Genomic DNA, 25,784 nt, shown 5'->3' with positions numbered 1-25,784 from the left:
ATCCAATCCTCGTCTTGAATGTCGCTCCCCTCCTTCCCAATCTAATAGACGCCAGCTTGTCCCGCATACCCTGCACTTGCTGCCAAAAAATTTTTCTAATGCTTTATCAGCCTCTATCAACGCGGAAAACCTCATCATTCGATAGGACTAGCCTACGAACGATGAGGTTCTCATCCAAAATTCACAATAAACTCAATCTGCTGCTAATAACGCCAGCTGTTATACGTTCAAAGCTTGCTTAAGCTCATCTGGGGAGCGATCCCACCACTCAAGATTATGCTCCACAAGCAGCTTGCGAAGCGCCGATTTATCGACATCGCCAAGCTCGGACAAGTTATAGCGGCGTTTGAGTGATTGATCCAGCTTGTTCACGTGATCCGGGAGAAGCTTCCACCCGCGACGCGCCTCGGAATCAATCAGCATCTCGCATGCCGTAGCGCCCGCGTAATAGGAACCTTCTTCATTGCGGTCAACCGCTACCCATACGATCCAGCATTGACGACCGTTCGGAGTATCCTCTTTGTTAGGCGTAAACTTAATGCCACGCTCTACTTTACTCTTTGCATGCATAGCGCCAACATCAATATAAGCAACGCCATCATCAATAATAACACAGGATACCGCGCTCAAATCGATCGTTCCTGCTCCAAAACCTTTATGTTGTTTGCTGCTCACTACGTTGAGCGACAGTGATTTCTTTTCTTTCTTTACCGGCTCAGCCGACTGCCCTTGTTCTTCCGTCATGCGTATTCACACCTTCCCCGATACAATAATTCCATTTTAGCTAATAATCATCGAAAAGCAAACATATACATGCTGTAGATGCTTGTCAACGGGAGGGAAACGTTCAATGACTCCACGCTATTTCAAACGAATTTTACTCGTAATACTCGCAGTCGCGCTGCTCGGTATATCGATGCAGCATGACTTCGGGACTGCTTGGCAATCCCAATATACTTATGCTTTCGCCCCCGCCGCTAACGCCAAGCAAGCACTAGCGCCTGCCCAAAAGTCGGTCAAGCCGCCTGCCGTGCAGGAGCCGAATACGGTCATCACACCTAAACCGCAAGAGCTGAGCAAACGTGTCGTTGAGTACCATATCAACGTGCATTTAACGAATGATGCAAAGCAGCTGAACGGTGAGCAAACCGTAACTTGGACTAACCCTGGCAAAAAAACAGTGTCCGAGCTCTATTTCCATCTGTACCCGAACGCGTTTCAATCGGGCAAAACCACGTTTATGAAAGAATCCGGCGGCAAGCTGCGCCAGGACAAAGCAACAACCAATAGCCAAGGCTATATGAACCTGCTTACGTTAGAAACGCTGAACGGTGAGAGCCTTCTGCCACGTCTTCAATATGTACAACCTGACGATGGCAATGCCAATGATTTTACTTTGGCCAAAATCCGCTTGCCGGAGCCTATCGCTCCCGGCACCTCCGTAACGCTGCGAATGAGCTACGAGGTGAAGCTCCCAGAGGTATTCGCAAGAATGGGCTATTCCGGCAACTTCGTGATGGCTGGGCAGTGGTTTCCAAAGCTCGCTGTATATGAGACAGCCGGCATGCGCGGACGTACAGCTGAGGGCTGGAATGTCCATCAGTATCATGGCAATTCTGAGTTCTACAGCGACTTCGGCATATACAGCGTTCGGATTAATGTGCCTGAGAACTACACCGTCGCTGCAACGGGCTTCCAAACAAAGCCTATCGAGATCAAGGAAGCAACAAAGATTTACCAGTTTTATGCTGATGATATTCATGATTTTGCTTGGTCGGCCTCACCAGACTTCGTTTATGAAGAGACTGCTTATTCAGATACCGGCATTCCCGGTGTGCGCATTAAGCTGTATCTTGATCCTGCGCATGCTGACCTTAAGGATCGCTACATGCATGCAGCCAAGTCCGCACTCTCAAGCTACGCCAAGTGGTATGGTGAATATCCTTACAGTACGCTGTCGATCGTCGTTCCGCCCAAAGGAGCGAACGGAGCTGGCGGCATGGAGTATCCAACACTCATAACCGCTTTCGCTGCAGAAAATGATAACCCAGGCTACGATCTTGAACGTACGGTCGTTCATGAGATTGGCCATCAATATTGGTACGGAATGGTCGCCTCTAATGAATTCGAGGAGGCATGGCTGGACGAGGGGTTTACGTCCTATGCCGAGGATAAAGTAATGGAGACGGCATACGGCTTGGAGCCGAATTTGCGCATGGAAGCGAGCTATATGACCAACCCTGCTCCGCTCAAGCAGCAATCTTGGTCATACGCCAGCCACTCGCAATATGCCGAGAATGTATATCTGAGGGCAAAGCTGGTGCTCATTGGTATCGAGAATCAGGTCGGCTCCAGAACGATGCAAAAAATATTGCGAACCTATTTCCAAAAGTATAAGTTCAAGCATCCATCGACAGCAGACTTCCAGCGTGTTGTCGAACAGGTAACAAAAACGAAATGGAATGATTATTTCAGCCAATATGTCTACGGCAACAAAATGGCCGACTTTTCGATCGAATCGATTCATGTACGCCCAGTCACCCAAGATGGTGCTGAGATGTATGAATCTGTTGTACTCATTAAGAAAAACGGCGGCAGCAATGGCGAGATAAAAGTGTTGATGAAGTTTACTGACGGCACCAAAATAACAAAGCTTTGGGATACTCAGGAATCCCATATGCAATATAAACAGCTGCATTCCGCTCCGCTTGAATGGGCAGTCGTTGACCCAAACAACAGCAATGTGCTTGATAATAAGCTCATTAACAACTACATGCAGGCTCAGCTGCCAGAGGATAAACGCACGAGATGGAGCCTCGGCGTTGTCCAACTAATTGAAGGACTGCTCGGGTCGCTGAGCTGGTAAGTAATTGCGTTCAAGGAGCGATAAACGATGAAAATACATTTGAAGCAAGGCTGGCGGTTAGCGGTAAAACATTTTTACATTGTTGTTTTATTATTTCTTTATCAGCTGATCTGGGGGTTCTTCCTTTACCGCTTCATTGATTCGGTCGTAGCTCCGCTGCTGCGGCGATATCCAAGCTCCGCTCCTTCAGAAGCAGCCGTTCAGCTATTCATGACCGAAGCACAATTCCAGCTGTTCAAGACCGATCTCATTAATCCTTACGTCTGGACGCTGGGCGGTCTCCTTGTTGCCCGAATGCTGATCACTCCCTTATTCAATGCCGGTCTATTCTATTCGTTAAATCAGTCCAGATCGAATGGAGGGACACGATTTCTAGAAGGCATTCGCAAAGCTTGGAAGCCTGTAGTTCTGCTTTACTGGATCGAGGTTATTTTATCTGTGGCTCCTGCTTGGTATGTGCTGCCGCGCTCACTGGATGCTCTGCTAGAGAGCGGCTCTATTCCAGAGCTACTGCAAACGGTGCTCCCTGGAGCCCTTCTATGGCTCCTATGGGGCACAGTACTGCATCTACTGTTTCTAGCCATGCAATTCAGCGCTGCATCAGGAGGAAGCATATTCCGTTCCTTATGGCACGCTCTCCAAAATTTCCTCACCTATGCAGCTGTGTCGCTCATCATGTGGGGGATTGGAGCGGCTGCTGGGCTTGTGGTGACAAGTCTCTCCATGCTTTGGGCCGGGCTAATTGCACTTATCCTGCATCAAGGCTATTATCTCATTCAAACACTGATGAAGGTTTGGACGATTGCCGCGCAATATGACTTTTTGGAAACGAAAAGAATGTAGCAAACCAAAAAAGCCTTCAGCGTCCTCTAGATGCTGAAGCAAAAATAAACCTTCATTCCACGCTTTGCTGTGGTGTGGAGGTTTTTTTTACAACTAACCGCAACTAAATGATGGCAGTTCTGTATAAATAACTGAAAGAAAATCAAAAATGGGGGATATTCACAAATGATGCGTAAAAAACTAGTTATTATATCCATGGTATTGCTCTTATCGGGCGGTTCATTGGTTGCAGCAGACAAACTATTTCAGAAGGTAACGCTCCTTTATAATAATAAGCAATCCACTGACGATGCTGTCGTTGTGGATGATAAGGTTTATATTAGTATTCGTTCTTTAAGCGACAGCCTCCAAGCCTTCGTCCAATGGAAGAGCAGTGATAAGAAGCTCATTATTCAAAAGCCCAATGTGCATATGTTTCTAATGAACGAGAAGCGAGCTATGTTCGGACAGGTTGATAAAGGCAGTGTTCAGAAATTTTTAGTGCAAGCGCAAATCGATAATTTGAATATGGCGATTTCAGAGTTCAAAGTGACCATCGTTGATCCTAATGATAAGGAAACGACAATCGACAGCCGCAGCCAGGATGATGATGATTTTAAAGAGTTCGTCGAAAAAGACACCTTTTGGTTCAGCTCCAAGCTCGTTTCCTACGATTTTAAAAATGCTGGAAAATACAAGGTACAGTTTTGGATGCAGCAAAAAAACAACGATCCACAGCTCATTTCTGAAAAAATCGTTACTGCAAAATAAAACTTTTTTTCGATTGCCCAAAGGGGGCTGTTCTCATGAACAGCCTCCTTTGTCTATTTCTGCCGCTCTATCTGGAGCAGCAGCTAGGCTGTCTGAATCTACGCTTATTCACGAGTGATATAGATGAGATTTTTCTAATTTATTAGGAGCAAAATAGTGAAATACCGCCGTTTACGGCACTTTAAGCTAGTCCTTGCGATATAGCGCCTAAAGGACAAATCGGTATATTTTACACAACATCCACATAATTAATGAAATTGACTCCATGTATTTAGTTAGAAAGCACTACTATGGCGTGTTTATATTACAGAAAGAACGGTTTAACGAAGAAAATTGTCAAAAGGTTACATGAGAATTATTAGAAATTGCCACTAAAGGCAGGAGATCATTGAAAATAATCGAATATTTCTCAAAGCAATAAAAAAACTGCCTAATTCCCTATTGGGATACGGGGGAACCACTTTGGGTGAATTGATTCCGACGTTTGAGTTTTTTTCAAACGCCCGAGGAATCATAGGGAGCCTTCAACCGAACCCCACAGCTAACCTCGTCGGCATTGGAAGGAGTTTCACAATTGAAGAAGATTACCGCATTAATCCTGGGTCTCGTTCTCGTGCTCGCTTTTCAAGCGGGAAGCGCTTTCGCTGACTCAAAATTGAACGGAATTGTTAATGATCTTATTGGCACTCCGTACAAAAGCGGCGGAACGTCGTCGAAAGGTTTTGATTGCTCCGGCTTCACGAGCTATGTGTTCGAGAAAATGGGCATTGAGCTTTCACGTACTTCTGGTTCGCAAGCAAAAGAAGGTACAAAGGTCGCTAAGGCTGACCTCATTGCGGGAGATCTTGTGTTCTTCGACACAGTTGGCGGCAATAATAGCGCCGTATCCCATGTTGGCATTTACATTGGAGATGGAAAGTTTGTACATTCATCCTCGAGCAGAGGCGTTGTAACTGACAAACTTAACTCCGAGTACTATGAGGGACGATATGTAACTGCTCGTCGTATCATGGATGCTGATTCATACCAAGCCAACGTTGACGTAAAATAGAGCAACCTAATCCCTCTTCTTGAGGATTGAACGGGTAGACTCATCTAGCAAAGCCGCAGTTTTTTGTCCTCTGACGACAAATGACTTGCGGCTTTGCTGTTTCATTCCAGCTGGAATGCGGCCGTTCACTGTTGCGCTTATGGAAGGAGCTATCACTGATGTATTTGTTTATTCACCGCAAGGATTTGCGTATTGCAGATTTGCGCGCTTTTGATTATTTGAAGAAAAAAGAGAAACAAGGCATTCATTTGCTAATCATAGATCCCGTTATTACAGGAGATGGCCGTTTAACTAGTCATAGCGGTCGAAATTTCATGGCGCAAGCCGCCTCGCTTCTGCACAGCTATTCTAATGCAGGAAAGGAACTGCATGTGCTTTATGGTAATCCTGCTGCGATCACCGAAGCACTGCTGCATGAGCATCCTATTGATGAGGTTATTGTTCATACAGACTATACGCCTTACTCACGGCAGCGAGATGAGCAGCTTGGGCTAATCACACGCAGCCTTGGCCGCCGCTGGATGTCTATTGCCGATTCACCTCTTGCTGATCTAGATGCTTTCCCGGCATTTGCTCGAAAAATGGAGCCATACAAGGTTTTCACACCCTTTTATCGCAAGTGGAGCAGCTTTATGCTGGAGTGCTATAGCCCAATGAGTGAAACGACGATTCATGAGCTTGCTACCTTAAGCGAAATTAATGCCAAGGTTGCGTTGTCCTTCGCTTTGCCCGAATCCGTTTCATGCGCCCTAGGCGGCACAAACGTGCAAGGATCGTCCAAAGGATTATCCAAGCTGGAACGGTTCGTACGAGAACGCCTTGCCTCTTATTCGGAGAGCAGGGACGCTTATGCCGACGATCATACAAGCCAGCTTGCACGTTTCCTTAATACGGGCGCCATCTCCGCCCGCCAAGCCTACGAAATGACCCAAGGGCTTCCGGGGTCTGAATCATGGGTAAGGCAGCTGGCATGGCGTGATTTTTATTTATATCAAGCGATGTATCATGATGATTTTTTTCGTTACGAGCAGCTCGCTGATATGTCCAAGCTCTCAGATGCTCATCTAGAAGCATGGGCTGCAGCTGCCACCGGCATTCCAATCATTGATGCGGCCATGACGCAGCTCAATCGTACAGGTGAGCTGCCCAACCGCTTGCGAATGGTAACAGCTATGTTTTTAACTAAAAATCTGCTATGTCCCTTCACGCTTGGCGAACAATATTTCCGCCTTCACTTAAGCGATTATGACAACACGCTTAATCGCGGCGGTTGGCTGTGGTGCTCTTCACTCGGGTATGACGCAGCGCCTTACTTCCGCATCATGAATCCCGCAACTCAGTCACAGACGCATGATCCTAGCGGCAGCTATATTAGGCGCTGGCTGCCTCATTTGAATCATTTGACAGACAAAGAGATTCATCAGCCGCAAAGCGGTGCCATCGTCGACTTGAAAGCATCACGCGCGCGCGCCATAGAGGTATACAAAACCATTCTTAAATAGCTGAAAACATTTAGAATAACACGTTTAATAATAAATAAACCTCCACACCCGCTTTGAAACAGCGAATGTGGAGGTTTTTTATAATTTGTAGTTCATTTAAGCCTTGGATCGTACGCTGTGAACTTGTTTTCTTCCGAGCAGGAGCATCGCCGCTAGCAGAAGCAGCATCAGTATAACTAAGCTGCTTATATACCATAACGTAGATTGCACGTTGTACTGATCCATTATCCAGCCAGTCAAACGCGGAAAAATCGCTCCTCCAAGCCCGCCGAATGCTACAAGCAAACTCGTTGTCCTCTCCGTCATACCTGGAATGAGCTCATTGGCATAAACAAGAGCGATACCGAATATACCCGAGAAGAACAATCCGCTAAGTGCGACAAAGGCAAGCATCCAGCTAAGCTGACCCATAACAGCCATTAAAACAAAAACGACCGAGGCGCCTGCTGTAGCAATAAGCAAATAACGCGAATAACCCATTCGATCAGCCAGCAGCCCCGCAAATAGACGCCCAAGCACCATTGTTCCCCAGAACAAGCTGAGCACCGCTGCCGCACTGGATTCTCCTACGCCTGAACGAACGATGAGAATAGAAGGCAGATAGTTGGAGAAGCTCATTTCCATTCCTACATAAAGCATAAAAAATAAAGCCGATAACAAGAGAAATGGAAGTGCTTTGCGCGGATAGCCAAAAAAGACAGATCCGCGAGTGGATTGCAATCCTTCCAACTCATTCGAAAGGCCTTCCTTCACTTCCGGTGTTCGAGCAACTATACCAAGCTCATCATCCAGCTCTCCAAAGGACATCGTCAGCCAGAGAACAAAGGTGATGCCTGACATCGCTGCCAGAATCGGAAAGGAAACCTGCCATATGCTATGCTGAATCAGATAAGCCGCTGCAATTGGAATCAACAATGCGCCAACGCCAAAAAAGGTTTCCAATCGGCTCATTGCCGATGCCTTGCCGTTTTTTGCCATATCAATAATCATTGCGCCGACGACCGCTTCCGTCATCCCAAAGCCAAGACCCGCAAGCGGAGCAATCGCGAGCATCCAGCCCCATGGCAGCAGCAAACTGTATGCCGCCTCACTGAGCGTCAGTACGCCCATCGCAATCAGTACTGCGCCTCTTTTTCCAACTCTCGAAGTAATAGATGGCGCTAACAGAACACCCACCAGGAACCCGAGGAATTGATTCATAATCCATTGCCCGCCATCTTTATAGGTTAAACCATAATGAGCAATGAGCTGTTCCAAGATAGATCCGCCCACAACATGGGCAACGCCGATGACTAAATATGACAAGCAGCCTAGCCAGATCAACTTCTTCATTTTGATGCTTCTCCTTATTTACGCGCGATCAACGCACGCCTATCTGTTATAATAAACCTATTTCATTCGACATTCGCTCTATTCAGCTACTTTTTTTCAAGCGGAGGTAAAAAAAAATGACAAGCCATCAAAGCTCTATTCATTATAATCGAGATGAAGGCGATATGACCATATGCCCGCTCGAAACCGTCCATGCACAGCAACTATGCGGCTGGCGCTACGAGGCTCCATTTGATGTTTATAACTGGCCGGATTGGGAGCAAATGAAAAAAGACGAAATCGAATTTGGCGATTCCGTCCTTCGTGCTGCCCAATATATGGCTGTCCTAGACGCTCAGTCTGCGCTCATTGGGTTCGCGCAGTTTTTTCCTTTAACAGGCGTAACGCGGCTCGGTCTCGGATTGCGGCCTGATCTTTGCGGTAAAGGCCTCGGCCTTGCCTTCACACGTCTCATTGTCGCAGAGGCAATAAGGCGCACCCCTCAAAACGAAATTGATTTGGAGGTGCTTACTTGGAATATTCGTGCGATGCGCGTTTATGAACAAGCCGGTTTCCATATAACAGACACCTATGCACGGTCTACTCCCACTGGCTTTGCCGAATGCCATTGTATGGTTTATGAGCCAGCAGCCGCACGTTAACGACGCTGGGCTCCGCGCTCAGAATCCCTCAAATCCATAAGTAAAATAAGACCAGGCGCTGCTAGAACAGATACGGTTCTAATCCATGCGTGAGAATCGAGATCAGTATAGGCGCGCGAAACGATTGCACGTCGATGCTCATTGAGCTGGACGAGATTAGGAACAAAATAGGGACGCCAACACCAGTTGGCACCGCGGTATTGCTCCTCTCGCCTCCAAGCCTTGTCCGCATCGCGATAATAGTTGGATGAGAGCTGAATACCGCTCTCATTGCACAAATAAACCCGAATGCAATGGTCGTAAAGCTCGGGAAGCAGCCCCTCTATCCAATCATCCTCATGATCCAGGTAACGCGTCTCCTGAACAAGCGCAACCCACTGCTCTGCCAGCTTCTCCGATTGCCGCTGCCAATAGCGTTCAGTTCCAACGAAATGCAGCAGATGCTGATCAAGCTCCGCTTCAATTAGAGATGCAAAACAAGCAGGCTCACGAAACTCCGGCTCTGCCCTTGCAAACATATAGCCTTGGACGTAACGGGCGCCTGCCTGAATTGCGCGAGCTAAGTCCTCCCTTGTCTCCACTCCCTCGACGAGGAGCGAAGCTCCAATTTGCTCTGCTAAATCAGAGAAGGATCGCAGCACGCCGAAATAACCGTCATGAGTCGCGCTTTTCTTAATCATATGAATATCGATTTTGAGCAGGTTAGGCTGAATGTGAGCAATCCGATCCGTATTGCTAAAACCACTGCCTACATCATCGATTGCAATGAAACAACCCCTTGCCCGGTATATGTCGACAACAGAACGAAGCCTATCCATGGAACCTTGGAAGCTTTCCTCCGTTATCTCGATGACAATTCGTTTCGGGTCTATTCCGTACTTATCAAGCAGCGACAACGTGTAGAGCTCGCCAATCTCCTCATACCGATAAATCCAAGACGGCTTCAAATTAATGAATAACATCGGCTGCTGTTCTTCCATTGAAGCCAGCTTCGAGAATGCTTGCTCCCGCAGTACCCGGTCCACAATAATGTGGTCCTCTTCTGGAATTTGCTCATTGCAGAAGAAAGGTCCAAGACTCCTCACGGAATCACCCTTTACAGCTCGAGCAAGCACCTCGTAACCCATAATGCGTCTTGTATCCATCGCTATAATGGGCTGATAAAATGCAGCTAATGTTTCACCATCCAATTCAAGCGCTTTCGGCAACAGCAACGATGATGAGCACTCATTCATGTCGTTCTCCTCTATGTTAGATCAATGTCAAATTATATGTCATGTTGTATTGAATAACATTGTAATAGAGTCGACATAAAATGTAAAGATCCGACAGGAGCACTACTTATATGAAGTTTTATGTCGAATGCTTATATCAATCTAATGATTTGGGTCACCTTATCGTCTTGTGAAACCTCTATGATGTGATGTTTGCTATTATACGTAATGACACCGCTGCCTACCTCAATGACCGGATTCTCTCCTAGCCCAAAGAAAACATCATCCGCCAAAGCCTCCATCACTTCATGCCGATCGCTTACAGGCAGCTGAGCCCATTCATCAGGCTCCATTTCAAAAAAAGTATAGCTATTCTCAATTTCAGCCACAGCTGCTGTAAAATCCTTCAATATATCTGAATATTCTCTTGCATGTCTTACGCCCATTTGCGTATACCACCTTTGCTATCGTCATTTTTTGTACATATCTCTCTACTATTCTACCGCATTTTATCATTTTTTAACGCATTCGCCTTAAATCATTCCATATACTCTAACTTCAGAATACCCATTTGTCGATAATATAAGAAGTAGAGAAATGTCGAAAATGTATTGGACGGGGTGTATGATGAAAAATTCAACAATTATTGGTTTGGTGCTAGGATTAGTCGCTGTACTTGGAGGCATGGTTTTAAAGGGAGCACACCTGTCCTCTCTTGCAAATCCAGCTGCTTTTATGATTATTATTTTGGGAACTATAGCCTCCGTCATGATCGCCTTCCCGATGTCCGAGCTATCCAAAGTCGGTAAACTATTCAAAATGGTGTTCACTGAGCAAAAGCTGCCTATGCGTGATGAGCTGATTCAGCGCTTCATGGAATGGGCTTCCATTACACGTCGCGAGGGTTTGCTCGCTCTTGAAGCAAAAGTTGACGAGATTGAAGATACATTTCTTCGTAACGGCATGCGTATGATTATTGACGGAAATGACCAAGATTTTGTACGCGATGTTTTACTTGAGGATATTGCCGCAACAGAAGACCGCCACAAAGCGGGGGCACTTATTTTTACGCAAGCAGGTACATATGCCCCTACACTTGGGGTACTCGGAGCAGTTGTCGGCCTCGTTGCCGCACTTGCTGATATGAGCGATATGGGAAAACTAGCACATGCCATCGCAGGAGCTTTTATCGCAACACTTCTTGGTATCTTTACAGGTTATGTATTATGGCATCCTATTGCTAATAAACTGAAGCGCATGTCTAAGAAAGAAATTCAAATCCGTCTTATGATGGTGGAAGGCCTTCTTTCTATTCAATCCGGCGTATCAACGATCGCTATTAATCAGAAGCTATCTGTTTTCCTTACACCTACAGAAAGATTGAAGATGAGGGAAAAGGAGGAAGGCGCCGTTGAGCAGAAAGCATAGACATGAAGAACACGAGGAGCATGTGGATGAATCATGGCTCATTCCTTACGCCGATTTGCTCACCCTGCTGCTAGCACTCTTTATCGTGTTGTACTCCATGAACTCCGTCGACGTAAAGAAGTTTGAAGAAATGTCGAAAGCATTTAGTTTAGCACTCAGCACTGGCAGCGGTATTCTAACCGAAACGTCCGCTGTGAAAAGCGGCGAGGATGACGGGAAGAAGCAAAAAGAAGAAGGCGGCAAGCTTCCCGACAAGGATGTCAACAAAAATCAATCTGCTGAAGAGAAAGCTCGCGAGGAACTTATTAAGCAGGAGCAGAAGGATCTCGAGGATCTAAAGAAAAAAGTAGATGCCTATATTCAGAAGAACGGCCTGACATCTGATCTTGAGACGAAGCTAAATCTCTCACAGCTGATGATTACGATTAGCGACAACGCATTATTTGCACCGGCACAAGCAACCGTTAAGCCTGAATCGAAGGAGCTTGCCGTTGCGATCAGCAAAATGCTGCAGCAGTATCCTGATTACGAGGTCATCGTTTCCGGTCATACCGATACAACGCCGATCTCGACTTACCAATTTAAATCAAACTGGGATTTGAGCTCTATGAGGGCGATTCGTTTCTTGGACGTCTTGCTCGAAAATAAACAACTGAAACCTGAGCGCTTTAGCGCTATCGGTTACGGAGAGTATCGCCCTGTTGCCGACAACGAGACGGTTGCAGGCAAATCCAAAAACCGTCGTGTAGAGGTTTCGATCATTCATACGTACGCCGATGTCACAAATGCCCAGCAATTAAATGTGAAAAAACCATAATAAAAAAACCTGAATCAACTCGCCCTAAGCGTGTGATTCAGGTTTTTTTGTCGTTATACGAATGAATGTTTCCTGCTTAGACCGGCTCATAGCTTAATGTTTCGAACAAAGTCGCCTTCTCGGCTTCGCTCAAATCACGCCATTTGCCAACATGAAGACCGCCGAGCTGGATGTTCATAATACGCTGCCGCTGCAGTCTCCGAACATGATAACCGAATGCTTCGCACATTCTACGAATTTGACGATTGCGGCCTTCCGTTAAAATAATGCGGAATACGCGGTCCGTCACTCTTGTTACAACACATGGCAGTGTCATGCTGCCTAGAATATGAACTCCGCTTGCCATTCCTTTTAAGAACGCTTCTGTCATCGGTTTATCTACTGTGACCAAATATTCTTTCTCATGCTTGCCTTCTGAGCGTAGAATCGGATTGACGACATCACCGTCATTCGTGAGAAGAATTAATCCCTCCGAATCCTTGTCCAGCCTCCCGATCGGGAAGATACGCTCCTCATGACCAACAAAATCAACAATATTGCCTTTAATATGAAGCTCGGTTGTACAGGTAATGCCTACCGGCTTATTAAGCGCAATATAAACATGATTTTTTTGCTCGCCAATTTTGCGGCCATCAACACGTACATCGTCACCTATTTCAGCTTGGCTGCCGAGCTGTGCCTTTTCTCCATTGATCGTAACACGTCCGCTGTCTACGAGCTTATCCGCCTCACGTCTGGAGCAATAACCTGTTTCACTAATAAACTTATTGATTCTCAAAGCTGCTTCACCCCGTTGTATGTAATGCCAAGTCGGCAATTTTGTCCGATGAATAATATTGAATCATCGATGACTTGCTTGCTGCCTTCATTTGTCCAGCTTGTCCCGCCGCTCTTCTCATTGCCAAAGCTACATCCTCGCCCTTAATCGGCCGATACTTGCGCAGCGGACCAACCATCGCAAATTGCAGCCCTTTCGAAACGACAGCTCCAAACGCTTCACCAGGTCGAGCCTGCGGTCTTTCGCCTAGCAGAAGCGAAGGTTGGAACACTTGAACTAGCGGAATGCTCAGCTTAGCAATCGCATCCTGCAGTTCCCCTTTCACTCTGCTGTAAAATATTTTCGAGCTGGAGGAAGCCCCCATAGCCGTCACGATAGAAAATAAAGAAGCATTCGTTCGTTCTGCAAACCTGGCAAGCGTGAGCGGATATTCGTAATCTACTTTGCGGAAGGCTTCTTGCGTCTTCGCCACCCTGATCGTCGTGCCAAGCGTACAAAATACGACGTCTGCATGTACCTGCTCCAGCGTTTGATCCAAATCCTCAAAGGAGATAACGATCATATTCAGTTTGGAGAGCTCATTTGCGCTGCCCAAAGTTTTCGTCTCTAGCGGCCGCCTTACAATAACGGTTACCATCGTCACCAGCGGATCACGAAGCAGCTGACGCAGCAAAGCTGCTCCGATCAAACCAGTGGCTCCTACGAGTAAGGCGCTGTAGCCTGAAGCATCATGAAGCACGTTCTCTTTTTGCCATGAACCATCTACAGAAGATTCCTGCTTCAACGAGAATCCCTCCTCTTACATTTCCGTTAGAAGCCCGATCTGTGCTTATGCTTCCAGTATACCGCTCTCCCGTGTTTCTTTCAAAGCTGGCAGCAGCAAATGTATCGTTGTTCCGACATTAACCTGGCTTTTAATATCCATCGTTCCGCGGTGGCTGTTAATAATACGCTGACTAACCATAATGCCGAGCCCTGTGCCCGTTTCCTTCGCTGTAAAAAAGGGATCTCCAATTTTCGGTATCATATCGTCCGGGATGCCCATTCCTTCATCCGTTATCGTGATCGAAATGTATTCCCGTTTATGGTTAATATGAATATGGATTCGTCCACCATTTGGCATCGCTTCAATCGCATTTTTCAGCAAATTAATAAAAACTTGCTTCAATTGATTTTCTTCACATGAAATTAAGCAAGAATCATCGGTTAGAGTAACACAAAACTCGATATTATGAAGAAGTGCCTCACTGTTCATTAACGCAATAACATCTTGCAGTACATCCCGTATGTCCTTGGTAACAAACCTCGTCGCTTGCGGCTTCGCTAGAATGAGAAACTCGCCAACAATGAGATTGATCCGGTCAAGCTCCGATAACATAAGCGTTACGTGGGAAAGCGCCAGCTTCTTACTCTCCTGCTGGAGCTGCAGGAAACCGCGCAGCGTCGTCAGCGGGTTGCGAATTTCATGGGCTACGCCTGCTGCTAGCTGCCCTACTGTCGTCAGCTTCTCCGACCTTCGCAGCAGCTCTTCCATTTTGTTACGGCTCCTCATGTCTCTTGAAATGCTGGCAAAGGCACGAATCGTTCCGTCCGAATCACGAATTGGCGATATGGTTACACTTACAGGTATCAGCTCTCCAAGCTTCGTCATTCGTATCGTTTCCTGAGCTGGCAGTACTTTGCCCGACAAGATCTGGTTTAACATATCCCTCATCTCTGCATGATGAGAGTCGGGAAGAATAGGATTAATGAGACCAATTGCTTCTTCTTCCTCATAACCAAAGAGCAGCTCGAAAGCACGGTTTACTTGAATAACCTTACCATCCAAATCAATAAGATGAATCGCATCGCTCGTGTGGTTAATAAATGACTCCAAATGCTCCTTCATCCGGCGGTTTTCCTCAAACGCTCTGCGCAGCTTGTTCATATATATACTTAGATTTTGCGACATCGCATTGACCTTAAGAGCCAGCAAGCCGAATTCATCCTTGCGTTTAATTCGAATCGGCTGTTGAAACCTTGCAGATGAAACCTCGTTAACCTTCCATAATATATCTTTTAAAGGTCTAATCATTACTCCTACCAGCCAATAGCTAATAAAGAGGACGAGCACCATCGATATGCCCGTATAAATAAATGAATCATTTCGCTTCTGCGCGATAAGATCATTAATTCCCTTACTGTCATAAACGACACTTATAATGTAGTTGCCCATCTGCTTCGTATAATAATAACTTCTAAAATAGCATTTTCCGTTGATCTCCATCTTTCGAAGCTCAAAACCTGTTTTCTTCACATCGGTTATAATAGATTGATCGCTATTCGAATCCAAATACGTGTAAGTACCGTAACGAACAGCCAACGTATCTTGCTCAAATACTGTAATTTCATTTATATTTGGATTTAATGTTTTTACGATATCAAAGATATGCCCAGGGCCTGAGCGATCCTTCTCCGGAAAGATATAGCCTGAACCTGACTTCTTCTCGTAAGAGGAAAATGTGTTCGCCACATGCATGGAAGTATCGTGCATCGCTCGTTTTGCTTGCTCACGCATGCTTTGAATCATCGAATACTCGCTAAGCATGTGCTGGAATATAAAAAACGTCAAAACGATAAGCGTGATCAAGACTGAAAATTTCATCTTTATTGACAATGAATGACACATCCTTTTACACAAAAACGTTTTTATTAACAACTTATACACAATATCCACAATTACTGTGCACAGCTCTGAATAAATTGTGAGTATTTATGTGTATATCATGATAGTTATCCACAATGTTATCCACGACATGTTAACAACGGAATATTTGTTCGTTGTATAATGAATAAATAGTAAAGGAGTTATTGTATATGACAAGAGAGCAAGAAGATCAGAAATGGATGCTGGAAGCTATTGAAGAAGCCAAAAAAGCCGAGCAAATTGGAGAGGTTCCTATCGGGGCTGTTATCGTCAGAAACAATGAAATCATCGGAAGAGGCTACAATTTGCGTGAGACGAGGTTTGATCCAACCGCTCATGCCGAAATGGTAGCTATTCGTGACGCCTGCGATCGCATCGGCGCATGGAGATTATTAGATTGTACATTGTATGTCACGTTGGAGCCTTGTCCAATGTGCGCCGGCGCCATTGTTCAATCTCGGGTTAAACGTGTCGTTTATGGAACAACCGACCCGAAGGCTGGATGTGCTGGGACACTCATGAATTTACTGCAAGAGCCCCGTTTCAACCATGAAACGGAGCTCACTAGTGGTATTTTACAGCCTGAATGCTCAAACCTGTTGACTCAATTTTTCCGACGGCTTCGAGAGAGATAATATTCTCTACATATCGTCGCGGCGTATCGTAATATGTGTTAGCTCGTTTCTTTGTATATGCTGTAACGCAACAATTAGTTGATCGGCCTCTTCGCTAATCGCTAGAACATCCGGATCTGTCAGACTGCCGCGCGCTTCGGCTATTTCATGAAGCTTTAGCCGCAACGACTGCAATTGTTTAAGCAAGTGTTTTTTGTCCATAGCTCGCTTCGGGGCACGCTCCTTATCTAGCACTCGTGTGGTAATGCTTCTATTATACTCGTAGAGCAATAAGGAGTTTGTAAAAACTTGTCGACGAACGTAGACAATTTTCGGGCATTATTCGACAAAATGAAGTTATTTTATCCAATTTCTAGTTCTTTTTAACTAGTAAAATCGATCAATATATGGAAAAAGTTACTTGCGTTAAATATAGAATAGTAAAATATACATATATATGAATAATTGAAAAATGTTAATAAAATCACAAATATGCTAATAACGCTCATCAAGTGCTTTAATGTTAAAAAATCCGATAAATGGTTTCAGCGATTTACGGGTAATGGTGTCGAATGCCAGAAAAAACGGCTGTTAAAGAAGCTGTTTTAAGCGGCAGCATGCGCCTCGGATTTGGTCCAAATCCTCCACATCTTTGTAGCTATTATGAGGATAAATCCATTTGTATTATAAGAAAGTATGAAGTAAAATTATTTAAAACATTAGTCGTAATACAGGGAAATGAACATAAATTAGGATGTCGGGATGTGCCTTTGTGAATAATAAAGCAGTAATTTTGGGTTGTAATTATTATATAGGTTTAAGCACCATTCGTTGCCTAGGCATTAACGGTGTACATACGGTTGCCGTAGATTATTCGACTAAAGATACCTATGGCGCCGATTCAAAATATACGTCTGAGAGACTAATCTCTCCTCATTATAAAGAAGACACGGCAGCGTTCATTCGTTTCTTGAAGGAATATGCCCGCAAGCAAAGCGCTCCTCCTGTCCTTATTCCATGCCACGATTCTTATCTTGAGGTTATCGATGAGCATTTGGAAGAGCTTAGAGAACACTATCTCATACCACAAGACATTCCGGGCATATACTCGGATATGATGAATAAAGAAGTGCTGCAGCGCCTTTCTCTAGAAAATGGCGTAGCTGTTCCCGAAACGGTCCGTGTAGACGAAGATCGTTTTTTTGAGAAGATCGACGAAATCATTAAATATCCTTGTATCGTCAAACCAACAGATTCTCCATCCTTCGTTGCCAAGTTTAGACGCAAGCTCTTTAAGGTACATAGCCGCGCTGAGCTCGAACAAGCGCTGGCCAAAGCGAAGGAAGCGAGCTTGGAAGTCATCGTACAGCGTATCATCCCAGGTTTCGACGATCATATGTATACGTTCGACGCGTATTTAAACCAAGATTCAAAGGTCACTCACTGGGTCACTTGTCAAAAATTCCGCCAATATCCGATTAACTTCGGCGCATCCGTGTATACAGGACAGAGATACGTACAAGAGCTGTTCGATATCGGAGCTCCTTTTCTAGAGAAGATGAAATGGAAAGGCTTCGCGGAGATTGAATTCAAAAAAGACGCCGAAACTGGCCGTTTTTATTTAATCGAAGTCAATTGCCGGATTACCAACCTGAACAACCTGCTGTACCGAGTTGGGGTAAATATTCCATGGATTACTTACCAAGAGTTAACTGGCGGCAACCTTGTGCCTCCCAAAGCCGTCAAAGAGAATACGAACCGTGTTTTCTGGTACGGATATGAGGACATGCTTGCTGTTCGCGATTACATCAAGACGGGTCAATTGACTTGGAAGCAAGTATTCGTATCCTTGTTTAAACCGAAAGCTTATGCGATCTGGGATTGGAAGGACCCGAAACCAGCCTTTTCCTATGCGGCTATCATCGGTGGCAAGCTTACGAAAAAGCTTCTAAGAAGATAGCCTGCGAAAATAGTAATAGGTAATAGAATGGAGCTGATCGTATGTTATTGACCTCCTTACTGAAAGATCTGGATTACACGCTCGTGAAAGGCGATTTGCATATTGAAGTAAGCTCCATTGCCTTTGATTCGAGGGAAGCTTCAGCCAATGGCGTATTTGTCGCTATAACGGGCTTTTCGGTTGATGGACACCATTTCATCGAAAAAGCAATCGCACTTGGTGCGACCGTCGTTATTGTGGAGAAGGATGTTCATGTGCCAGCAGGAATAACGGTACTGCAAGTTAACGACACGCGTGAGGCGCTCGCCCTGGTATCTGCAAACTTCTATCATCGCCCGACTGAGCAAATGAATCTTCTCGGCATCACTGGAACAAACGGGAAGACATCGACCACATATTTTCTAAAATCTATATTCGAGCAAACGGGGACAGCCCTCGGAATTATCGGCACGATCGGCACAGTTATCGGCGACAAGCTGATTCAAAACAAAAATACGACGCCGGAATCGCTGTATTTGCAACGAATCTTCGCCGATATGATTGAATCACATATGAAGCATTGCGTCATGGAGGTTTCTTCGCATGCGCTCAATTTGAAACGCGTTGCTCATTCCAGCTTCAAAACTGGCATTTTCACAAATCTAACGCCGGATCATTTGGAGCTTCACCATACGATGGAGGAATATTTCGAAGCGAAGGCTTTGCTGTTCGACATGACGACGGACTTTAACATTATTAATGCAGATGATAAATTTGGCCGTATCCTCATTGACCGATTGCAGCATAAAGGCCCAAAGCTGGTTACTTATGGCATTGAGCAGGAAGCTGACATTTACGCGACGGATATTACTTATTATGCCGACTATACGACTTATAATGTAAATACGCCAAAGGGCAGCATCGCAATTAAAGTAAACCTGCCTGGGACGATCTACGTATATAATAGTCTAGCCGCTATTGCAACGGCTTATTGCAATCAATTTACGCTACAGCAAATCGCAGACGGCATTTTGGCTGTTGAGGGCATTAAAGGCCGGCTGGAAGTTGTCTATCAAGATGAGGATACGAAGATCATCGTCGATTTTGCTCATACCGAGGACAGCCTAGAGAAGGCATTAAAAACAATCCGGCCTTTTACCAAAGGCAAAATCATTCTCGTGTTCGGCGTTTACGCATCTGATGGGGAATCAGGCACAGAGAAACGTAGAGCGATGGCTAAGGTAGCCGCTACATTTGCTGATTTTTCCGTAATCACCTCTGATAATCCCAAGGAGCAGGATAATAACCTGATTATTAGGGAAATTATTGAAGGAGTCGAAGCTTATAACGGAGCTTATGAGGCCGTTATCGACAGGAGAGACGCTATTGCTTTTGCCATTGATATCAGCAGAAAAGACGATGTCATTCTCATTGCCGGCAAAGGTCATGAAACGTCGCAAATTATTGGGAAAACGGAAATCCCATTTAATGAATCGGAAATCGTCAGGGAAATCAAATTAAAAACGATGTGACTGCGCTTAAAACAATAAAGTTAATGAAAGGTATTCCACATGTGCGGTTTTGTAGGTTTTGCAGATAGTCGTCCCGACGTTGATCAAGTAGCCATTATTAAAGACATGATGGATATGATCGTTCATAGAGGTCCCGATAGTGGCGGTATCTATTCAGATGAGGAAGTAACTTTAGGGTTTAGACGCCTCAAAATTATAGATATGTCTGAAGAAGCCAGCCAACCGATTTACAACGAGGATAAAAGCTGTGTTCTTGTATTTAATGGAGAAATCTACAATTATCAAGAGCTGCGTGAAGAGTTGATTCAGTGCGGGCATACCTTTGTTAGCCATACGGACAGCGAGGTTATCATTCATGCTTATGAAGAGTATGGAACCTCGCTGCTTCAGAAGTTACGAGGCATGTTTGCTTTTGCGATATGGGATACGAATACGGAAACGATGTTTCTCGCCAGGGATTTCTTTGGCATAAAGCCGTTGTATTATACACAAAACACAACGGATAATTCCTTCTTATTCAGCTCTGAAATCAAAGCTTTCTTAAAGCAGCCTGCCTTCCGCAAAGAGCTGAACAAGGATGCGCTCAAGCCTTACCTGACCTTTCAATACTCCGTGCTTGATGAAACGTTTTTTAAAGGCGTGTACAAGCTGAAGCCTGGTCACTATATGCTTTACAAACAAGGCAAGCTGGAAGTGAAGCCTTATTGGGACGTTAACTTTGCAGAAGAACCGAACAGCCTGTCCCATTACGTCAACCAAATTAAAAGCACAGTAAAAGAAACAGTCGCCTATCACCAAATTAGCGATGTGCCGGTCGGGTCTTTTTTGTCCGGAGGCATTGATTCCAGTTATATTACCGCATTGCTAAAACCAAACAAAACATTTTCCGTCGGCTTTGAGGATTATGAAGGCAACTTTAATGAGACGAACCTCGCAGAGGATTTGTCAGAAATTTTAAACATCGAAAACTATAAACGACTGGTTTCAGCGGATGAGTGCTTCAAGATGCTGCCAACGATTCAGTACCATATGGATGAACCGCAGTCCAACCCTTCCTCCGTGCCCCTCTATTTCCTAGCAGAGCTTGCGAGCAAGCATGTGACCGTGGTGCTCTCTGGAGAAGGCGCAGACGAAATTTTCGGCGGTTATGATTGGTACGATACGACACCAGCGATGAAAAAATACAAGAAGCTTCCGTTTGCAATCAGGCGGCCGTTATCATTATTAAGCGGCAAGCTGTCCAAAAACAGAATCACCTCCTTTGTCGTAAAAGGCGGACAGCGGGTTGAGGAACGTTTTATCGGTCAAGCGCATGTGTTTGAAGAAGCTGATGCCTTAGCCGTATTGAAGGACGAATATAAGCAAGGACCATCCGTACAAAGCATTACGAAGACTGTATATGATCAAGTGCGGGGCAAAGATGATATAACCAAAATGCAATATCTCGATCTGAAGCTTTGGCTTCCGGGAGATATTCTTCTTAAGGCAGACAAAATGAGCCTCGCCCATTCTATTGAGCTGAGAGTTCCATTTTTAGACAAAATGGTTATGGACCTGGCTTCCAAGCTGCCGACTGATCTTCGTGTACATCCAAGCAATACGAAGTATGCACTGCGTACAGCTGCGAAGGAAGTACTTCCCGATGAATGGGCGAATCGACCAAAGGTTGGTTTTCCTGTACCTATTAGGCACTGGCTAAGACAGGAGAAATATTATAAGCTCGTTAAGGACATGTTTCTCTCGGACCGAGCGAAGCTGTTCTTTCATACCGATGAGCTGATGAAATATCTGGATTCGCATTATTCAGGCAAGCAGAACTACGCTAGATACATTTGGACAGTGTATGTGTTCCTTATATGGCATAAGACGTTCTTCGAGCAAGCGTAACAGGCATAGGGCAGCCACCGGCTGCCTGCTCGTTACACACTGTCGCATAACTATTACGGCTATAAAGTAAAGGAGCCACCAACATGAAAAGAATGATCAAGCTCCTGGTGTTATTGGGTATTATATTTTTTATTTATACATTGTTTACGAAAGAAGATGCAAAACCTGTATTCAATGAGAAAGTCGATTCTACACCAACGACTGCCCCTACTCCAGAAATAGAGCAAGGAACAATTACAATAATAAGCAAAGACGAAGCAACGCAGCAGCCAATTAAAGATGCTGTATTTACAATAACCGCTGCTAATAGCGGATCGGTTATCGGCACCATGACAACAGACGAAATGGGTAAAGCAACATCTATTCTGCTCGATTACGGTACCAGCTATAAGATAAAACAACAGAAGGTCGGCAGGCCTTATCAGCTGTCGGAGGAAGAGCATCAAATAGCGGTTAACGGCCCTGCACAAGAGCTGACAACCACCAACAAAACGTTTGAATATGTGAAGGATTATGAGCGGGCAGCTGATGGCTCCGTTAACATTAAGAAGGTTTATATCGATGTCGATACCATTATGCAGAAGCCTGAGCTGCCTAACGGCTGTGAAATTACTTCATTAACCGCGGTACTCAATTATTACGGATATGACGTTACCAAAACAGAAATGTCGGATAATTATTTGCCGAAGCAAGCTTTTATCACCAAAAACAATAAATTGTATGGGCCTGATCCCTATAAATCATACGCTGGCGAACCTAGGTCGTTAAAAGGCGGATTTTTCAGCTTTGCACCTCCTATCGTGGAGGCGGCTAACTTGTATTTTGATGTCGCAGGGCGCAGCAACAGTACTTCAGATATTAGCGGCAGCACGCGAGAGGAAATCATCGAGCAGCTTAATAAAGGGATTCCTGTCGTAACTTGGATTACGCTTGATCTCACGCCGCCAAAAATGAATTACGCTTGGTATTTCAGTGATACTGGTGAATATTATTCAGCTCCTATTAATTTGCACGTTGTTGTCCTAAATGGATATGAAGATGGTAAAGTACATGTAATGAATCCGTTAAAAGGACAAGTTACTTACGATGCAGACACTTTTTTTAACAGCTATGACGCAATGGGAAGCCATGCTATGATCGTTGAATAACTAAATCATTTCAATTAAACACTTCATTAAAAGTAGGTTGAGGCAATGGAAGCTAAAAGCTTAGGCATCATAGGCGGGATGGGCCCAAAAGCAACATCCGTATTTTTCGATATGATTATCGAGCAAACGGCAGCAGACCGTGATCAAGAGCATATTGATATCGTCATTCTCAATCATGCCACTTTGCCAGATCGAACAGGTGTCATATTAGAAAACAAAGGCGAGTTGTTTCTCAAAGCGGTTGCTAAAGATTTCAAAATCCTTGAGGCAGCAGGCGTATCTAATATTGCGATTCCTTGCAATACGTCGCATTATTTCTATAATGATATGCAGCAAATGACAAGCATAAATATAATCAACATGGTGGATGAGACGCTGAAAAAGATCCATGACACCTTTGGAGAACACTGCAAGATTGGTATTCTAGCTACAAATGGAACGGTTAGCAGCGGCGTGTATCGTCATGGCTGCAATCAGTATAATATGCACCTTCACGAGCCTGAAGAAGCCATTCAGGAGCATGTGATGGACATTATCTACAACAAGGTCAAACGTAATTTGCCTGTTGAGCCTTCTGAGTTTGAAGGCATCATTAACCACTTGCTCGTGCAGGATGAGTGCCAGTGTGTGATCATCGCATGCACGGAATTATCCTGCATACCGATCCAAAAAGACGTCGCAGCCTTTTGTGTAGATGCAATGACGGTGCTTGTACAAAGATCTATTGAGCTGTCGGGCAAACAAACCATCGCGAAATAAGAGCATTACAAAAAATCCGGAGATCATTCTCCGGATTTTTTTTGTGCTTTGGGCTTGTACTATTTTAGATTAAAGAAGATTGAGTTCTACATTAATGTTGCCTCTAGTTGCTCTAGAATACGGACATACCTGATGAGCGGCTTCGACCAATTCCTTCGCTACGTCTGCTTCAACGCCCTCAAGCGCAATATCCAGCTTCACAGCCAGCTCATATCCGCCATCTGCATCCTTACCAAGCGTAACATGAGCGGTTACTTCGGTTTTCTCCACTTTAATTTTCTTCATCCGGCACACAACGTTAAGAGCACTCTCGAAGCAAGCTGCGTAACCTCCTGCAAACAATTGCTCTGGGTTCGTTGCACCACCGACTCCTCCAAGCTCTTTAGGGGCTCTCACATCTACATTCAAAATATTATCGCTTGAAACAAGCTTGCCATCTCTTCCACCTGTTGCCGTTACCGTAGCTGTATATAAGTTTTGCATCATTAATTCCTCCGTTTAGGTTTTTATTTTAGTTTAAACGTTACTTTGCAAGCTTTAGACCTTGAAGCTCCTCATGAAAAAGCACCTTATCGACAATGGCCTTGTATTTAACCTCCGTTACTTGAAATAACATCTTGTTTTCTTATTGCCAAAGAGAGCCTTCTCTATTCTCCTTATGCAATTTGGTGCAGTGAAGATTTTGTGTTTTATACAATTTAATTTTATAAAATATAATATACACTCGCTCATAGGCGATGTCAATAGTGCGAAGAGAAATATGCTGAACTAACAAAAAAAGATTTCCTCCCAAACTGACGGGAAGAAATCTTGTTGTTTAATTATATTCAGTTGAAATAATAATCCTCATCCGATCTTAGAAATTCGCTCTGTTACCCATTAAGTTGTGGGTTCTAGACTAATCTCAATTGTTTTCTTTCCTAAGCGTTTGTTCAAATAATCACGATTTGCCAAAATGCGATCATCCATCGGCCTAAATTGTGCTGCTTTTTCATTATGATCGTACGCAGCTTCGTAATCACCTATGCCATCGTAACAAACGCATAGCTGAAGCTGCGGCAGCCATGTAGAACAAGCTAAATTCTCAAAGCCCCAGTTCTGTTCCGGCTTCTCTGTGCTGAGCGCTAATTTATACCAATAAATTGCCAGCTTATACTCTTGACGCTTTAAGAAATAATAACCGAGGCGGCAACAAAATTCCGGACGAGGCTTGTCGTAATGAAAAGAGCGGAAGATCGAATCGACCACATTGCGTACTTCATTAAGCTCACTGTAGCAATCCGCAAGCCTGCCGCAGGAAGCAATGTTATCCTCAATCCATCCTTTGCCCGTCGCAAGAAATTTTTCGTAATACCTTATAGCAGCCTCATATTTCCCATGGTCCTTAAGTTCATTGGCATAATAGAATAAATCGCGCGGAGAAAAGATTTCCCCTTTAGCCAGTCGTTTCTCATAAATGTTCAAATTGCGATCACTGTCATGATGTATACTGCTATGGGTTACGGCGATATCGCTGCTCAATATATCCCCGTAAACTTCAAGGTATTCATGAACCGGACCAATCCATTTGAAAGCCCGCGATTTTTTTACAATTCGGTTTCGTCTTAGCTTTGAAGTTACATTACCGAATTCATCAAACGCCAAGTGGTATTCCATAGATATGGAGTCGACGGCAGGATCTACATTTTGCTTTAGCGCCAGCAGTTTCTGCTGATCGATTTCCTTCAAAATATCATCTGCATCCAGCCACATAATATGGGATTTGGTTGCTAAAGAAAAAGCATAGTTGCGAGCTGCCGCAAAATCATCGATCCATGTAAAATGCTCGATGCGATCGGTAAACTCGCTCGCAACCTGCTTCGTTAAATCCGTAGAACCCGTATCCACAATAATAATCTCATCAGCGATATCTTTCATGGAAGCTAGACATCGACCGAGCGTTTTCTCTTCATTTTTGACAATGAGGCACAAGCTGATGGAAATCAACGAAACCACAC

At 44.6% G+C, this 25,784-nt stretch carries 25 protein-coding genes and 1 riboswitch; of the genes, 15 read left to right on the top strand and 10 right to left on the bottom strand.

Annotation, left to right across the window (positions count from 1 at the left end; all coding sequences use genetic code 11):
- Positions 1 to 219: 219 nt before the first annotated feature.
- The gene (locus MHH56_RS00775; protein ID WP_339205968.1) at positions 220 to 744 is read right to left on the bottom strand and encodes a YwhD family protein; all 525 of its coding nucleotides are present in this window, start codon (positions 742 to 744) and stop codon (positions 220 to 222) included.
- Between the two features lie 106 nt (positions 745 to 850).
- Between MHH56_RS00775 and MHH56_RS00770 the strand changes: the two genes are divergently transcribed.
- The 5 genes from MHH56_RS00770 (at position 851) to MHH56_RS00750 (ending at position 7,012) form a co-directional block, all read left to right on the top strand.
- On the top strand, positions 851 to 2,866 hold the full coding sequence (locus MHH56_RS00770; protein ID WP_339205966.1) for a M1 family metallopeptidase: 2,016 nt from the start codon (positions 851 to 853) through the stop codon (positions 2,864 to 2,866).
- Positions 2,867 to 2,893: 27 nt separating this feature from the next.
- Positions 2,894 to 3,709 carry a hypothetical protein gene (locus MHH56_RS00765; RefSeq protein ID WP_339205965.1) on the top strand — a complete coding sequence of 272 codons (816 nt, stop codon included), beginning with the start codon at positions 2,894 to 2,896 and terminating at the stop codon, positions 3,707 to 3,709.
- 165 nt (positions 3,710 to 3,874) lie between these two features.
- On the top strand, positions 3,875 to 4,459 hold the full coding sequence (locus tag MHH56_RS00760; protein WP_339205963.1) for a hypothetical protein: 585 nt from the start codon (positions 3,875 to 3,877) through the stop codon (positions 4,457 to 4,459).
- A 417-nt stretch (positions 4,460 to 4,876) separates the two neighbouring features.
- Positions 4,877 to 5,030, top strand: a riboswitch (cyclic di-AMP (ydaO/yuaA leader).
- Between the two features lie 3 nt (positions 5,031 to 5,033).
- Complete coding sequence (locus tag MHH56_RS00755; RefSeq protein ID WP_339205961.1) at positions 5,034 to 5,510, top strand: C40 family peptidase; 477 nt, start codon at positions 5,034 to 5,036, stop codon at positions 5,508 to 5,510.
- A gap of 158 nt (positions 5,511 to 5,668) precedes the next feature.
- Positions 5,669 to 7,012 (top strand): deoxyribodipyrimidine photo-lyase, encoded by a 1,344-nt coding sequence (locus MHH56_RS00750; protein ID WP_339205960.1) that lies wholly within the window; start codon positions 5,669 to 5,671, stop codon positions 7,010 to 7,012.
- A 96-nt stretch (positions 7,013 to 7,108) separates the two neighbouring features.
- Here MHH56_RS00750 and MHH56_RS00745 read toward each other — a convergent pair whose 3' ends face one another.
- Positions 7,109 to 8,344: an MFS transporter gene (locus MHH56_RS00745; protein ID WP_339205959.1), complete on the bottom strand. Its 1,236-nt coding sequence runs from the start codon at positions 8,342 to 8,344 to the stop codon at positions 7,109 to 7,111.
- A 164-nt stretch (positions 8,345 to 8,508) separates the two neighbouring features.
- On the opposite strand from MHH56_RS00745, the gene MHH56_RS00740 reads away from it, so the two are divergent.
- Positions 8,509 to 8,985: a GNAT family protein gene (locus MHH56_RS00740; RefSeq protein WP_339209449.1), complete on the top strand. Its 477-nt coding sequence runs from the start codon at positions 8,509 to 8,511 to the stop codon at positions 8,983 to 8,985.
- Here the strand turns inward: MHH56_RS00740 and MHH56_RS00735 are convergent.
- Together MHH56_RS00735 and MHH56_RS00730 are read right to left on the bottom strand one after the other, a co-directional pair.
- Entirely contained in the window at positions 8,982 to 10,220 is a 1,239-nt protein-coding gene (locus MHH56_RS00735; RefSeq protein WP_339205958.1) for an EAL domain-containing protein, read from the bottom strand. The two genes, MHH56_RS00740 and MHH56_RS00735, sit on opposite strands and share 4 nt — an antisense overlap.
- A gap of 131 nt (positions 10,221 to 10,351) precedes the next feature.
- Complete coding sequence (locus MHH56_RS00730; protein WP_076271564.1) at positions 10,352 to 10,645, bottom strand: hypothetical protein; 294 nt, start codon at positions 10,643 to 10,645, stop codon at positions 10,352 to 10,354.
- A 181-nt stretch (positions 10,646 to 10,826) separates the two neighbouring features.
- Between MHH56_RS00730 and motA the strand changes: the two genes are divergently transcribed.
- Positions 10,827 to 11,627 carry a flagellar motor stator protein MotA gene (gene motA, locus MHH56_RS00725; RefSeq protein WP_054027115.1) on the top strand — a complete coding sequence of 267 codons (801 nt, stop codon included), beginning with the start codon at positions 10,827 to 10,829 and terminating at the stop codon, positions 11,625 to 11,627.
- Positions 11,611 to 12,444: a flagellar motor protein MotB gene (locus MHH56_RS00720; RefSeq protein ID WP_339205957.1), complete on the top strand. Its 834-nt coding sequence runs from the start codon at positions 11,611 to 11,613 to the stop codon at positions 12,442 to 12,444. The genes motA and MHH56_RS00720 overlap by 17 nt, the downstream gene beginning before the upstream one ends.
- Positions 12,445 to 12,520: 76 nt before the next feature.
- Here MHH56_RS00720 and rluF read toward each other — a convergent pair whose 3' ends face one another.
- Genes rluF through MHH56_RS00705 form a run of 3 tightly spaced genes read right to left on the bottom strand, consistent with a single transcriptional unit; the run spans position 12,521 to position 15,866 of the window.
- Positions 12,521 to 13,222, bottom strand: coding sequence for a 23S rRNA pseudouridine(2604) synthase RluF (rluF, locus tag MHH56_RS00715; RefSeq protein WP_339205956.1), 702 nt, complete (start codon positions 13,220 to 13,222; stop codon positions 12,521 to 12,523).
- A gap of 7 nt (positions 13,223 to 13,229) precedes the next feature.
- On the bottom strand, positions 13,230 to 14,006 hold the full coding sequence (locus MHH56_RS00710; protein ID WP_339205955.1) for an NAD(P)H-binding protein: 777 nt from the start codon (positions 14,004 to 14,006) through the stop codon (positions 13,230 to 13,232).
- Positions 14,007 to 14,051: 45 nt separating this feature from the next.
- Entirely contained in the window at positions 14,052 to 15,866 is a 1,815-nt protein-coding gene (locus MHH56_RS00705) for an ATP-binding protein (RefSeq protein WP_339205954.1), read from the bottom strand.
- Between the two features lie 212 nt (positions 15,867 to 16,078).
- Between MHH56_RS00705 and tadA the strand changes: the two genes are divergently transcribed.
- Positions 16,079 to 16,543: a tRNA adenosine(34) deaminase TadA gene (gene tadA / locus MHH56_RS00700; RefSeq protein WP_076271560.1), complete on the top strand. Its 465-nt coding sequence runs from the start codon at positions 16,079 to 16,081 to the stop codon at positions 16,541 to 16,543.
- Positions 16,544 to 16,549: 6 nt separating this feature from the next.
- Here tadA and MHH56_RS00695 read toward each other — a convergent pair whose 3' ends face one another.
- Positions 16,550 to 16,744 carry an aspartyl-phosphate phosphatase Spo0E family protein gene (locus MHH56_RS00695; protein WP_076271559.1) on the bottom strand — a complete coding sequence of 65 codons (195 nt, stop codon included), beginning with the start codon at positions 16,742 to 16,744 and terminating at the stop codon, positions 16,550 to 16,552.
- Positions 16,745 to 17,094: 350 nt separating this feature from the next.
- On the opposite strand from MHH56_RS00695, the gene MHH56_RS00690 reads away from it, so the two are divergent.
- The 6 genes from MHH56_RS00690 to MHH56_RS00665 all read left to right on the top strand — a co-directional run bounded on the left by MHH56_RS00690 (position 17,095) and on the right by MHH56_RS00665 (position 23,787).
- Complete coding sequence (locus MHH56_RS00690) at positions 17,095 to 17,298, top strand: hypothetical protein (protein ID WP_339205953.1); 204 nt, start codon at positions 17,095 to 17,097, stop codon at positions 17,296 to 17,298.
- Complete coding sequence (locus MHH56_RS00685) at positions 17,295 to 18,482, top strand: carboxylate--amine ligase (RefSeq protein WP_076271558.1); 1,188 nt, start codon at positions 17,295 to 17,297, stop codon at positions 18,480 to 18,482. Before MHH56_RS00690 ends, MHH56_RS00685 begins: the two co-directional genes overlap by 4 nt.
- 41 nt (positions 18,483 to 18,523) lie before the next feature.
- Complete coding sequence (locus MHH56_RS00680; RefSeq protein ID WP_339205952.1) at positions 18,524 to 19,993, top strand: UDP-N-acetylmuramoyl-L-alanyl-D-glutamate--2,6-diaminopimelate ligase; 1,470 nt, start codon at positions 18,524 to 18,526, stop codon at positions 19,991 to 19,993.
- A 39-nt stretch (positions 19,994 to 20,032) separates the two neighbouring features.
- Positions 20,033 to 21,880, top strand: coding sequence for an asparagine synthase (glutamine-hydrolyzing) (asnB, locus tag MHH56_RS00675; protein ID WP_339205951.1), 1,848 nt, complete (start codon positions 20,033 to 20,035; stop codon positions 21,878 to 21,880).
- Between the two features lie 83 nt (positions 21,881 to 21,963).
- Positions 21,964 to 23,028 carry a C39 family peptidase gene (locus MHH56_RS00670; RefSeq protein ID WP_339205950.1) on the top strand — a complete coding sequence of 355 codons (1,065 nt, stop codon included), beginning with the start codon at positions 21,964 to 21,966 and terminating at the stop codon, positions 23,026 to 23,028.
- Between the two features lie 45 nt (positions 23,029 to 23,073).
- Positions 23,074 to 23,787, top strand: a complete 714-nt coding sequence (locus MHH56_RS00665; protein ID WP_339205949.1) for an amino acid racemase — start codon at positions 23,074 to 23,076, stop codon at positions 23,785 to 23,787.
- A 69-nt stretch (positions 23,788 to 23,856) separates the two neighbouring features.
- Here MHH56_RS00665 and MHH56_RS00660 read toward each other — a convergent pair whose 3' ends face one another.
- Together MHH56_RS00660 and MHH56_RS00655 are read right to left on the bottom strand one after the other, a co-directional pair.
- Entirely contained in the window at positions 23,857 to 24,270 is a 414-nt protein-coding gene (locus MHH56_RS00660) for an organic hydroperoxide resistance protein (RefSeq protein WP_076271553.1), read from the bottom strand.
- 396 nt (positions 24,271 to 24,666) lie between these two features.
- Positions 24,667 to 25,773 carry a glycosyltransferase family 2 protein gene (locus MHH56_RS00655; protein WP_339205948.1) on the bottom strand — a complete coding sequence of 369 codons (1,107 nt, stop codon included), beginning with the start codon at positions 25,771 to 25,773 and terminating at the stop codon, positions 24,667 to 24,669.
- Positions 25,774 to 25,784: the final 11 nt, after the last annotated feature.

Origin of the sequence: Paenibacillus sp. FSL K6-3182 (assembly GCF_037976325.1) — a bacterium.
Taxonomy (GTDB): Bacteria; Bacillota; Bacilli; order Paenibacillales; family Paenibacillaceae; genus Pristimantibacillus.
The sequence above is the reverse complement of the archived record's forward strand: the minus strand, read 5'-3'. Positions and strand labels throughout refer to the sequence as shown.

What these genes read in the sequence shown, in the direction of transcription:
- MHH56_RS00775 (WP_339205968.1), bottom strand. Translation starts at nt 744, where the DNA reads ATGACGGAAGAACAAGGGCAGTCGGCTGAGCCGGTAAAGAAAGAAAAG.
- MHH56_RS00770 (WP_339205966.1), top strand. Translation starts at nt 851, where the DNA reads ATGACTCCACGCTATTTCAAACGAATTTTACTCGTAATACTCGCAGTC.
- MHH56_RS00765 (WP_339205965.1), top strand. Translation starts at nt 2,894, where the DNA reads ATGAAAATACATTTGAAGCAAGGCTGGCGGTTAGCGGTAAAACATTTT.
- MHH56_RS00760 (WP_339205963.1), top strand. Translation starts at nt 3,875, where the DNA reads ATGATGCGTAAAAAACTAGTTATTATATCCATGGTATTGCTCTTATCG.
- MHH56_RS00750 (WP_339205960.1), top strand. Translation starts at nt 5,669, where the DNA reads ATGTATTTGTTTATTCACCGCAAGGATTTGCGTATTGCAGATTTGCGC.
- MHH56_RS00745 (WP_339205959.1), bottom strand. Translation starts at nt 8,344, where the DNA reads ATGAAGAAGTTGATCTGGCTAGGCTGCTTGTCATATTTAGTCATCGGC.
- MHH56_RS00740 (WP_339209449.1), top strand. Translation starts at nt 8,509, where the DNA reads ATGACCATATGCCCGCTCGAAACCGTCCATGCACAGCAACTATGCGGC.
- MHH56_RS00735 (WP_339205958.1), bottom strand. Translation starts at nt 10,220, where the DNA reads ATGAATGAGTGCTCATCATCGTTGCTGTTGCCGAAAGCGCTTGAATTG.
- MHH56_RS00730 (WP_076271564.1), bottom strand. Translation starts at nt 10,645, where the DNA reads ATGGGCGTAAGACATGCAAGAGAATATTCAGATATATTGAAGGATTTT.
- motA (WP_054027115.1), top strand. Translation starts at nt 10,827, where the DNA reads ATGAAAAATTCAACAATTATTGGTTTGGTGCTAGGATTAGTCGCTGTA.
- MHH56_RS00705 (WP_339205954.1), bottom strand. Translation starts at nt 15,866, where the DNA reads ATGAAATTTTCAGTCTTGATCACGCTTATCGTTTTGACGTTTTTTATA.
- tadA (WP_076271560.1), top strand. Translation starts at nt 16,079, where the DNA reads ATGACAAGAGAGCAAGAAGATCAGAAATGGATGCTGGAAGCTATTGAA.
- MHH56_RS00695 (WP_076271559.1), bottom strand. Translation starts at nt 16,744, where the DNA reads ATGGACAAAAAACACTTGCTTAAACAATTGCAGTCGTTGCGGCTAAAG.
- MHH56_RS00690 (WP_339205953.1), top strand. Translation starts at nt 17,095, where the DNA reads ATGCCAGAAAAAACGGCTGTTAAAGAAGCTGTTTTAAGCGGCAGCATG.
- MHH56_RS00680 (WP_339205952.1), top strand. Translation starts at nt 18,524, where the DNA reads ATGTTATTGACCTCCTTACTGAAAGATCTGGATTACACGCTCGTGAAA.
- asnB (WP_339205951.1), top strand. Translation starts at nt 20,033, where the DNA reads ATGTGCGGTTTTGTAGGTTTTGCAGATAGTCGTCCCGACGTTGATCAA.
- MHH56_RS00670 (WP_339205950.1), top strand. Translation starts at nt 21,964, where the DNA reads ATGAAAAGAATGATCAAGCTCCTGGTGTTATTGGGTATTATATTTTTT.
- MHH56_RS00665 (WP_339205949.1), top strand. Translation starts at nt 23,074, where the DNA reads ATGGAAGCTAAAAGCTTAGGCATCATAGGCGGGATGGGCCCAAAAGCA.
- MHH56_RS00660 (WP_076271553.1), bottom strand. Translation starts at nt 24,270, where the DNA reads ATGCAAAACTTATATACAGCTACGGTAACGGCAACAGGTGGAAGAGAT.